Origin of the sequence: Mesorhizobium sp. M1403 (assembly GCF_040317695.1) — a bacterium.
Lineage (GTDB): Bacteria > Pseudomonadota > Alphaproteobacteria > Rhizobiales > Rhizobiaceae > Mesorhizobium.
In genome coordinates, this window is sequence record NZ_JAMYKY010000057.1 from 1 (window position 1) to 10,186 (window position 10,186).

General features: G+C 61.5%; 8 protein-coding genes and 1 pseudogene. All 9 read left to right on the plus strand.

The features are described 5' to 3' along the window. The first annotated feature begins 175 nt into the window (after positions 1-175). Positions 176-1,117, plus strand: a complete 942-nt coding sequence (locus NKH01_RS34220) for an ABC transporter permease (RefSeq protein ID WP_353024639.1) — start codon at positions 176-178, stop codon at positions 1,115-1,117. Between the two features lies 1 nt (position 1,118). Then, positions 1,119-2,000 (plus strand): ABC transporter permease, encoded by an 882-nt coding sequence (locus NKH01_RS34225; protein WP_353024640.1) that lies wholly within the window; start codon positions 1,119-1,121, stop codon positions 1,998-2,000. Position 2,001: 1 nt separating this feature from the next. Further along, positions 2,002-3,009 (plus strand): ABC transporter ATP-binding protein, encoded by a 1,008-nt coding sequence (locus NKH01_RS34230; RefSeq protein ID WP_353024641.1) that lies wholly within the window; start codon positions 2,002-2,004, stop codon positions 3,007-3,009. Further along, positions 3,006-4,076, plus strand: a complete 1,071-nt coding sequence (locus NKH01_RS34235) for an ABC transporter ATP-binding protein (protein ID WP_353024642.1) — start codon at positions 3,006-3,008, stop codon at positions 4,074-4,076. Before NKH01_RS34230 ends, NKH01_RS34235 begins: the two co-directional genes overlap by 4 nt. Before the next feature lie 179 nt (positions 4,077-4,255). After that, positions 4,256-6,265 carry a S9 family peptidase gene (locus tag NKH01_RS34240; protein WP_353024643.1) on the plus strand — a complete coding sequence of 670 codons (2,010 nt, stop codon included), beginning with the start codon at positions 4,256-4,258 and terminating at the stop codon, positions 6,263-6,265. Between the two features lie 156 nt (positions 6,266-6,421). Next, complete coding sequence (gene tnpA / locus NKH01_RS34245) at positions 6,422-6,868, plus strand: IS66-like element accessory protein TnpA (RefSeq protein ID WP_352483797.1); 447 nt, start codon at positions 6,422-6,424, stop codon at positions 6,866-6,868. Then, positions 6,865-7,221 carry an IS66 family insertion sequence element accessory protein TnpB gene (gene tnpB / locus NKH01_RS34250; RefSeq protein WP_263791208.1) on the plus strand — a complete coding sequence of 119 codons (357 nt, stop codon included), beginning with the start codon at positions 6,865-6,867 and terminating at the stop codon, positions 7,219-7,221. The genes tnpA and tnpB overlap by 4 nt, the downstream gene beginning before the upstream one ends. Before the next feature lie 99 nt (positions 7,222-7,320). After that, positions 7,321-8,586, plus strand: a pseudogene (gene tnpC, locus NKH01_RS34255) (IS66 family transposase); the annotation flags it as partial. A 480-nt stretch (positions 8,587-9,066) separates the two neighbouring features. Next, positions 9,067-10,186: recombinase family protein (locus NKH01_RS34260; protein ID WP_353024644.1), on the plus strand; the 1,120-nt coding region annotated here is incomplete at its 3' end.

The following is a 10,186-nucleotide window of genomic DNA, read 5'->3' on the forward strand; positions in this document are numbered from 1 at the left end:
CGCTCGAAGAGCGCCAGGCGTTGGCCCGCAAAATGCAGAAGGTCTATTGGGATTTTGTCGGCATGGTTCAACTTGGCCAGTATGTCCAACCAAGCGCCCGCCGCAAGTCCATCACCGGCCTAATCGGCATGCCTGCGTATCTCCCGATGTGGAACATGCAAAGGCTTTCGGGCTAATGGCTACGTACATTCTTCGCAGGATATTCTCGACCGTCGCCGTTATGGCGATGGTCGGGATGTTCGTTTTCCTGCTTCTCAGGCTGGCGCCCGGTGACCCCGCAGCTATAATCGCCGGCAAGTCGGCAACCGCCGAGATGATCGCCGGCATCCGCGAACAGATGGGACTGAATGATCCGATGCCAGTTCAGTTCGTACGTTGGGTGCACGACATGCTACGCGGGGACTTCGGTACCTCGATTTTTGCCGGGCGACCGGTTCTCGAACTCATCTCGCAGCGGCTTGAACCGACTATTTCGTTATCGATCCTGACGATGATCCTTTCGGTGACGATAGGGGTCTGCTTCGGCATCCTTGCCGCATGGCAAGCCGGCGGCCTTGTCGATCGGGTCCTGACGGCATTCGCGACATTCGGATTTTCTATCCCGGTGTTTGTAGTCGGATTCTTCCTAATTTATTTTTGCGCGATCACGACACATTGGCTGCCGGTCCAAGGTTACCAGCCTATCGAGCATGGCTTGGGGCCATGGCTTGTGCACCTGGCCCTCCCGACCGTGACTTTGAGCATTCCCTACATTGCCTTCATCGCGCGGATCACGCGGGCGAGTATGCTCGAAGTCCTGTCGGAAGATTATATGCGAACGGCCGCAGCCAAGGGCGCTTCTACATATTCCATACTTTTCCATCACGCTCTGAAGAATGCAGGGCCCCCGATTCTCACCGTGATCGGTTTAAGCTTCGCCGGTTTGATTGGCGGGGTCGTCATCACGGAAACGGTCTTCAATATACCTGGAATTGGTCGTTTGGTGGTCGATGCGATCAACAGTCGCGATTACCCTATCATTCAAGGCGTCCTGATCATCGTTTCGGGCCTGTACGTTCTGGTCAATCTGGCAGTCGATCTTTCATATACCTTGGTCGATCCTCGCATCCGGTACTGATATGACACTCCTCTCCGCACGAGTTGTAACCGTCCCGACGGGCCGCTTACGCCTGTCTGAGTTTCCCCGCCTGGCAACGCGGCATCCGCTGGTCGTGATTGGCGGCGGCCTCGTGGCGCTATTGATTGTCCTAGCACTCGCTGCCCCGCTTTACGCAGGGGATCCTTTGAACATAGACCCATTCAAACGGCTCCATCCACCTTCCGCCGAGATGTGGTTCGGAAGCGATAATCTGGGCCGTGACGTGTTTGCACGAACCGTGTTCGGTGCCCGGATCTCACTACTGGTCGGATTGACCTCAGCGGCGGCCGCGGCTCTGGGCGGCCTTATGATAGGTGTGATCGCCGGCTACAACCGTGCCTTCGATAATATCATAATGCGAGTCATGGACGGCCTTATGTCAATACCGACCTTTCTGCTGGCGATCGCCCTTATTTCTCTGACAGGCCCCGGCGTCGGTATCCTCATCGTTGCTATCACGATTGTCCAGCTGCCAAGCGTCTCGCGGCTGGTTCGGTCGGTGGTCATGAGTGTTCGGGAGCGTCCTTACGTCGAAGCCGCTCTGTGCGGCGGTGCGCGCCTGCCGAAGGTACTGTGGCGGCATATCCTGCCGAGCACCATTCCGGCGCTTATGGTGCAGAGCGCTATGGTATGCGCAGATGCGATTATGACAGAAGCCGGACTGAGCTTTTTGGGCGTAGGCGTTCCGCCCGAAATTCCCAGCTGGGGTAACATGATCTCAGGCTCTCGCTTGTATCTCAGTATCGCTCCCATGACGGTCTTCGCCCCCGGCATCTGCCTTGCCGTCATGGTCCTTGCCGTCAACCTGCTCGGGGATGGCCTGCGCGACCTGTTTGATCCCCGCGCCAAGCGGAGGCGCTAACATGCAGATGCATCAAACCGTAGGCAACGACGTGCTGCTTGACGTTCGAGACCTTGAGACACACTTTTACGGTGAAGAGAGCGTCACCCACGCCGTGGGCGGCATCAGTTTCCAGGTGAAGAAGGGCGAAACGCTCGGCGTGGTCGGCGAATCTGGATGCGGGAAGAGCGTCACTGCCCTCTCCATCCTTCGCCTCCTGCCGAAGGTGAGCGCCAGGACCGTCGGCGGCGAGGTCCGCTTCCACGGACGCGATCTCCTTGAACTGTCCGATCGGGAGATGCGAAAGATCCGCGGCGACCAGATCGCCATGATCTTCCAGGAGCCGATGACGAGTCTGAACCCGGTCTATACGGTCGGCCACCAGATTGCAGAGGCGGTCCAGATCCATACCGAGGCCTCACGGTCAGTTGCCATGGCAAAGGCCGAAGAGATGCTCCGTCTCGTCCGCATTGCGGATCCCGAGCGTCGCGTCAACAACTATCCCCACGAAATGTCGGGGGGCATGCGCCAGCGCGCCATGATCGCCATGGCTCTCGCCTGCTCACCAGAACTATTGATCGCCGATGAGCCAACGACCGCGCTTGACGTCACAATCCAGGCGCAGATCCTGCGGCTCATCGTCGATCTGAAAGGGCGCACGGGAACGGCCGTCATGTTCATCACGCATGATCTGGGCGTTGTTGCCGAGACATGCCAACGCGTGCTTGTTATGTACGCTGGCCGGATCGTCGAACAGGCGAACGTGATAGATCTTTTTGCGCGTCCCGCGCATCCCTACACCCAGGGGCTGATGCGATCGGTGCCTGAGCGGCGGCGCGGCCGACAGCGCCGCCTTCCAGAAATTCCCGGCATTGTCCCAAGTCTTCGCGAGCCCATTGTCGGGTGCAGCTTTGCTCCTCGCTGCCCGTTCGCTATCGACATTTGCCGCGAGAAGACGCCCATGGTGCGTGAAGTCGGGTCGAGCCACGCCGCAGCTTGCTGGCGCGCCGAAGAGGTGATGGGCGCATGAACGATCCTCTGCTGAAAGTCGAGCATCTGACCAAGCATTTTCCGCTCGGTGCGGGTTTCCTGAAGAAGACGATTCCGGTGATCCGGGCGGTGGAGGATGTATCGTTTTCCGTCGAGGCGGGCGAGACACTCTGCATCGTCGGCGAATCCGGCTGCGGCAAGTCCACCGTGGCGCGCCTCTTGATGCGGCTCGTGCAGCCGACTAGCGGGCGCGTAATGATCGACGGGACCGACATTGCAGGCCTCAAGAAGGACGCTCTTCACGCGTGGCGCCGTCGGATGCAGATGGTCTTTCAGGATCCCTACTCGTCCCTGAACCCGCGACTCACGGCCGGGCAGATCATTACGGATCCTGTCGAGAATTTTGAGCGCCTCGGCCGAAGACAGCGTCAAGCGCTGGCCGCGGACCTTCTCCGAAAGGTCGGAATGTCGCCCGAGATGATGCACAGGCTGCCGTCCGAGTTGTCGGGCGGCCAGCGGCAGCGGCTCGGCATCGCGCGGGCGCTGGCGCTCCAGCCTTCGCTAGTCATTGCCGACGAGGCGGTCTCGGCCTTGGACGTCTCCGTCCAGGCACAGATCCTGAACCTGCTTTTGGATCTCCAGCAGCAGATGGGCCTCGCCTTCGTCTTCATCTCGCACGATCTTGGCGTCGTGGAGCATATCGCGCATCGCGTCGCCGTCATGTATCTTGGGCGGATCGTGGAACTCGCGCCGTCTGAGGCGCTCTTCGCCAAGCCGGTCCATCCCTACACCGAGGCGCTGATCGCGGCAGCTCCGGTGCCGGATCCAACCCGAGTTCGGCTGGAGGCGCCAGTCGAGGGCGAAGTGCCGAGCCCCATCACTCCGCCGAGAGGCTGCGCGTTTCACCCGCGCTGCCCGCTCGCGGTCGAGCGTTGCCGTATCGAGGTGCCGCCTTTGGTGCCGATACCAGATGGGCGGGTAGTGGCGTGCCACGTACGCGCTCCGGCCACATACATTCCGACCCAGCCGACTGAGATGTCCTATCCTTCGCCCACTGCGGGACCGCAGCAAACCCTCCCTCCGATAAGAGACCTTCACAATAACTGACATCGACACTGAACATCATCCCAAGTAGGGCAGGAAGAAGAATGAAGAGACAGAGACCACTGGGCGATGAGCTGGCAGTCATGTCACCATGAACAACTCAATCCAACTTCACCAATGAACATTCTGGCGTGACCGACGGTCCCGAGCGGTTTGCCATGCGTCTCACGGAGAAATCAACTATGGAAAACGATCCGCTCAGCCTTGCGGAAATCGTCCCTCGTGTGAAACCGGAGGATGCCACAGCTCGGCTGCTCGCGGTCAGCGACCTCGACAATCTTCGAATAGTCGCCAATCCTGCAGTCGATCCAAGCGGCGAATGGGTTGCCTATGACGTCAGTTTACCCGACGCGAAGGCCGACAAGTGCTTCAGGCATATTTGGATGACTTCTTGGGACGGCAGCCGCACGCTCCAGCTGACCAACCGCGCAAAGGAAAGCGAAAGCACCCCGCGCTGGAGCGCCGACGGGCGCTATCTCGCTTTCCTTTCCTCCCGAACGGACAAGCGTGACAACGATCAGCTTTGGCAGCTCGATCGCACCGGCGGCGAAGCACGGCAGCTGACGAGGCTCGAGGGCGGCGTCATCGATTACGCCTGGTCGCCCACAGGTCACCAGATCGCGCTGATCGTGCTCGATAAGGATCCATACGAGACCGATCCCGCCGACAACGGGGAGAACAAGAAGCCGAAGCCGATCGTCCTCGACCGCTTCCAGTTCAAGCGTGACATCGAAGGCTATCTCGGCACGCGCCGCAAGCGTCTGTTCGTTTTCGACGTCGACTCCGGGAACCTGCGCCGGTTGACGACCGGAGACTTTGACGAAGTGCTTCCCGCTTGGTCGCCGGATAGCACGCGCATTGCCTTTGTCAGCAATCGCGATCCCGATCCCGACCGAACCTACAATTACGATATCTGGGTGGTTCCTGCGTCGGCGTCGGGCGTTGCCCCTCTCCGCCTGACGACGTCCGCAGGCGACGACAACAATCCCGAGTACGAAAGCTACCCGTCGTGGAGCCCCGACGGTCGCAGCATCGCTTACATTGGAGGCGCTCCGGTCAACCTACTCTACTCGGGTACTCACCCGCTTGCGGTCGTTCCCGCGAACGGCGGTGAGGGGCGGGTCCTCACTCCGGCCCTCGACCGAAACGTCTCGAAACCCGTCTGGTCGCCGGACGGCAAGTCGCTGCGCTTCATCGTCGAAGATGACAAGACGTCGTGGCTGGGCAGCATCGCTGCGCGCGGCGGCCCCGTGACGCGGCTGGTCGGTGGCCGCCAAGTCATTCACGCGATCGACCAGAACTCGCGCGCGCGGATTGCCGCACTGGTCGATGATCCCGCGCACCCGCCAGAGATTTATGCGCTCGATGGGACTAAGCTCCGCCGTCTGTCGCATCAGAACGATGGGTGGCTTGCCGACGTGCAGCTGTCGCCCGTCGAAGATACCATGATGCACAGCAAGGACGGCACCGAGGTCCACGGTTTCCTCCTGCGGCCCCTTGGCGGAGCCTCGGGGCGCGCGCCGACCATCCTTCGAATCCATGGGGGACCGCAGGGGCAGTTCGATTATGGCTTCAGTTTCGAATGGCAGCTTCTTGCCGCCAACGGCTATGCAGTGGTCGCCGTCAATCCACGTGGAAGCACCGGCCGGGGCCAGGATTATACCAAGGCCATTTACGCATCCTTTGGCACGGTTGATGTCCAGGACGTACTCTCAGCGGTCGACGACGCCGTCGCACACGGAATTGCGGACCCCAACCGCCTCGGCCTTGGCGGGTGGAGCTACGGTGGAATGCTCACCAACTACACAATCGCGAGCGACCAGCGCTTCAAGGCGGCGACGAGCGGCGCCAGCATTTCCAATCTTCTCGCCGCCTACGGCACCGATCAATACACCCCCCACTACGAGATGGAGTTCGGCCGCCCATGGGAGAATCTCGATGTATGGCTGAAGAACTCCTACCCCTTTTTCCATGTCGATCGGATCGTCACCCCGACGCTGTTCCTCGGCGGGTCTTACGACTTCAACGTGCCGCTCCTCAACAGCGAGCAGATGTACCAGGCTCTCAAGAGCAGAAACGTGCCGACGCGGCTGATCATCTATCCAGGCGAGTTTCATGGCCTCAAACGACCGAGCTTCCTTCGAGACCGATACCAGCGTTATCTCGACTGGTACGCGAATCATCTAAAATAGCCGTCCCTCCTGCACACGCAGGATAAGCGTGCAACAAACCGAAATTCCCTTGGTGCACTGCTAATAGCATCAGCTGGGTAGTAAGCGCTGTCCCGGCGGCACCTTTCGCGCGTGGATGTAAGGGACGATGTTCGAGGCCTTTGAGGGCTTCGACATATGACGATTTCAGAGTTTACGCTTAAGTCCAGGGACGAGGAGCCGGTCCGTCGACTGGAGATCTTCACTGGTTCGGGTCGGCGGCGTGAGTGGCCGCCGGAGGAGAAGGCCCGGATAGTGGCGGAGAGCTACGAGGCGGGCGAGACGGTTTGTGCTGTGGCACGCCGGTATGGGCTTTCCCCGCAGCAATTGTTCACTTGGCGTCGGGCTGCTCGCCGGCCGATGGGGGAGGCAGCAATATTGGAATCCATGTTCGTGCCGGCGGTGGTGACGGCAGCGCCTCCGAAGCCTGCGGCGAAGCATCGGCCACAGCCAAGAAAGCGGGAGCCGGCTCGAGACGCTGGTGTGATCGAGCTCGAGATCGACGGCATCGCAATGCGGGTGGGTCGTGGGGCGGATTCGAAGACGGTTGCAGCGGTGATCCGTGCGCTGAGGGCAACGTCGTGATCGGGCCAACGGGAGCGGTCAAGGTCATGGTGGCGACGAAGCCGGTCGACTTCCGCAAGGGAGCGGAAGGTCTGGCAGCGCTCGTGCGCGAGGCGATGGGCGCGGATCCATTCTCGGGCGCGGTCTACGTGTTCCGGGCCAAGCGGGCCGACCGGATCAAGCTCGTCTACTTCGACGGCACGGGCGTATGCTTGTTCGCCAAGCGGCTGGAGGATGGCAAGTTCTGCTGGCCGGGCATTACCGATGGTGTCGTGCGACTGACGGCGGCACAGTTGCAGGCACTCCTGGAAGGCCTCGACTGGCGGCGGGTGCACGAAACGCGCGAGATGCGTGTTCCAACGACGGCGAGCTGACCATCGGATTATTGCCAAATCACTGGAATCCATGCTTGAATCCGCTTCGTGACTGACGCGGCCGCTGCCCTACCCGACGATCCTCATGCGCTTCAGGCGATGCTTCTGGCCGCGCGTGCGGAGAATGAGAGGCTCCGCCAAATCATCAAGGAGTTGCAGCGCCATCGCTTCGGGCGAAGGGCGGAGAGCCTGCCCGAGGACCAGCTTCTTCTGGGCCTGGAGGAAGCCGAGCAGGTAGAGGCGGAGGGCTTCGCCAGCGCGGAAGCCGCGGACCCCTCAAAGCGTGATGCCAGGGCTCGTAAGCGTCGCGCCAACCGCGGCTCGTTGCCCGCCCATCTGTCGCGCGTCGAGCAGGTAATCGACATCGCCGACAAGATCTGCCCGTGCTGCCAAGGCCAGCTGCATGTTATGGGCGAGGACGTCTCCGAGCGTCTCGACATCGTGCCCGCCCAGTTCCGGGTGATTGTCACCCGTCGACCGAAGTATGCGTGTCGGGCCTGCGAAGAGGTGGTCGTGCAGGCGCCAGCGCCGGCACGTCTCGTCGAAGGCGGCATTCCTACAGAGGCCACGGTGGCTCATGTTCTGGTGTCGAAGTATGCCGACCACCTTCCCCTATATCGTCAGGCCCAGATCTACGCCCGCCAGGGCGTCAATCTCGACCGTTCGACACTCGCCGACTGGGTGGGCAAGGCAGCTTTCCTGCTTCGCCCTGTGCATGAGCGGCTGTTCGAGCGGCTGAAGGCTTCAGACAAGCTCTTCGCGGACGAGACCACTGCGCCTGTGCTTGATCCGGGCCGGGGGCGGACCAAAACGGGGCAGTTGTTCGCCTATGCCCGAGACGACCGACCTTCGGGCGGAATGGACCTACCGGGCGTCGCCTATCTCTACGCTCCGGACCGCAAGGCCGAACAGCCGATCCGGCATCTTCAGGGCTTTGTCGGAACCCTGCAGGTCGACGGATACGCGGGTTACAAGGCGCTGGCCGAACGCAACGCCGTGAGCTTGGCCTTTTGCTGGTCGCACGTGCGTCGCCGCTTCTATGAGCTCGCGCAGTCCGGCCCCGCGCCGATCGCGACGGAGGCGCTCGCCCGCATCGCCCAACTCTACCACGTTGAGAGCGATATCCGCGGTCGTTCCGCCGACGAACGCCGCGCCGTCCGGCAGGAGAGAAGCCGTCCCGTAATCAATGCCCTTGAGCCGTGGCTTAGGCAGCAACTCACCCTTATCAGCCAGAAGACCAAGCTGGCGGAAGCCATCCGCTACGCGCTCTCGCGCTGGCAAGGTCTGACAAGATTCCTCGACAACGGTACGATCGAGATCGACTCCAACGTCGCCGAGCGCGCCATCCGTCCCATTGCCATCTCGGGGTCATTCTGCCCATGTTGGGCAGGAGGTCGAGGTCCATTACCGTTGGCACCCGTATTTCGGACGTCGGCTTCGCTGCGAGAACAGCGAAGAGCGCGCCGACGGCCGGATCATTCATCTCGTCGTCGCGCCCGGTCATGTCATTACCGCTCCGGCCTGGATGATCGATCCCGTGGCTTGCGCGGCGATGGACCTGGGCCCCCCGCGCGTATCGCTTGCCGCGCTGCTTGAGCTTAACAAGCTCTTGATCGAACGCCGTTTCCGGCGAGGCTCTCCGGATGGTTTCACCATCGCGGAGTCGCAACATGAGAACCCTGCCACCCCCGACACGATCTCTCGTGGTCGTTCGCCAACTCAGCTTGCCGCTCGACTCGCAGAAGCTGAACGGGCTGAGTTCAACGCAACGGACCATAGTGATCGCCCGGCTCGCCAACGTACTGAGGGCCGCCGCCGGCGTGCCAACGGAGGAGGAGAGCTGCGATGACGAGCGGTAATCTGATTCCGACTGCCGTCCTCAAGCGCAAGGCCGTCGTCTATGTGCGTCAATCCACTCAGGCGCAGGTCCAGCTCAACCTTGAGAGCCAGCGTCGGCAGTATGAGCTTGTCGACGTCGCGCGGCGTTGGGGATTCCGCAAAGTAGAGGTGATCGACGAGGATCTGGGACGAACCGCAAGCGGGGCTGTGGAGCGTCCCGGTTTCGAGCGCCTGGTCGACGATCTGTGCACCGGCCATGTGGGCGCCGTGCTTTGCCTGGAGGCGTCCCGCCTGTCGCGCAACGGGCCGGACTGGCATCGGCTGCTCGAGTTGTGCGGCGAAGTCGATGCACGCGTGATCGATCTGGACGGAGTCTACGATCCGGGATTGCCGAACGACCGCCTGCTGCTGGGTATGAAGGGCAGCATCAGCGAATTCGAGCTCGGCGTGCTGCGTGCCCGCATGTACGAGGCCGCCCGCGCCAAGGCACAGCGCGGAGAACTGCGCATCTCCGTGCCCTTCGGCTATGTCTGGCACCGCGATTACGGTGTCGGGTTCGATCCCGACATGCGCCTGCAGGAGACCATTCACCTGATATTCGCGCGCTTCCGCGAACTCGGCAGCGCGCGCCAGGTCCTGATCTCGATGATCGACGTTGGCGTGCATTTCCCCAGACCCTCCGACGGCAAGAAGATGGTGTCCTTCGACTGGGTTCCGATCCGTTACCGCAACGTGATCTCGATCCTGAAGAACCCATTCTACGCCGGCGCCTATGTCTATGGTAAAAGCGAGAAGCGCACTGAGATCGTCGATGGCCGCGTTCGCAAGAGCTATGGCCATTACAAGCCGGCTAGCGAGTGGGCGGTGGTGCTCAAGGACCATCACGAAGGCTACATCGGATGGAGCGAGTACGAACGGAACCAGGAACTGCTCGCAGCCAACGCTTACGGCAAAGCCGGCGGCGTCAAGTCGGGCCGCGGCGGTCGCGCGCTGCTCCCGGGTCTTATCTCCTGTGGTCGATGCGGGCGAAGACTGGTTGTTATGTATGCCGGACGCGGCCAAGGTTATCCGGTATATCGCTGCGAGCGCGGCAACCTCATGATGGCACAGGCGCGATGCATGTCGT

Bases quoted from the DNA above. Each gene is read 5' to 3' on its own strand.
- NKH01_RS34220 (WP_353024639.1), top strand. From the start codon at position 176: ATGGCTACGTACATTCTTCGCAGGATATTCTCGACCGTCGCCGTTATG.
- NKH01_RS34225 (WP_353024640.1), top strand. From the start codon at position 1,119: ATGACACTCCTCTCCGCACGAGTTGTAACCGTCCCGACGGGCCGCTTA.
- NKH01_RS34230 (WP_353024641.1), top strand. From the start codon at position 2,002: ATGCAGATGCATCAAACCGTAGGCAACGACGTGCTGCTTGACGTTCGA.
- NKH01_RS34235 (WP_353024642.1), top strand. From the start codon at position 3,006: ATGAACGATCCTCTGCTGAAAGTCGAGCATCTGACCAAGCATTTTCCG.
- NKH01_RS34240 (WP_353024643.1), top strand. From the start codon at position 4,256: ATGGAAAACGATCCGCTCAGCCTTGCGGAAATCGTCCCTCGTGTGAAA.
- tnpA (WP_352483797.1), top strand. From the start codon at position 6,422: ATGACGATTTCAGAGTTTACGCTTAAGTCCAGGGACGAGGAGCCGGTC.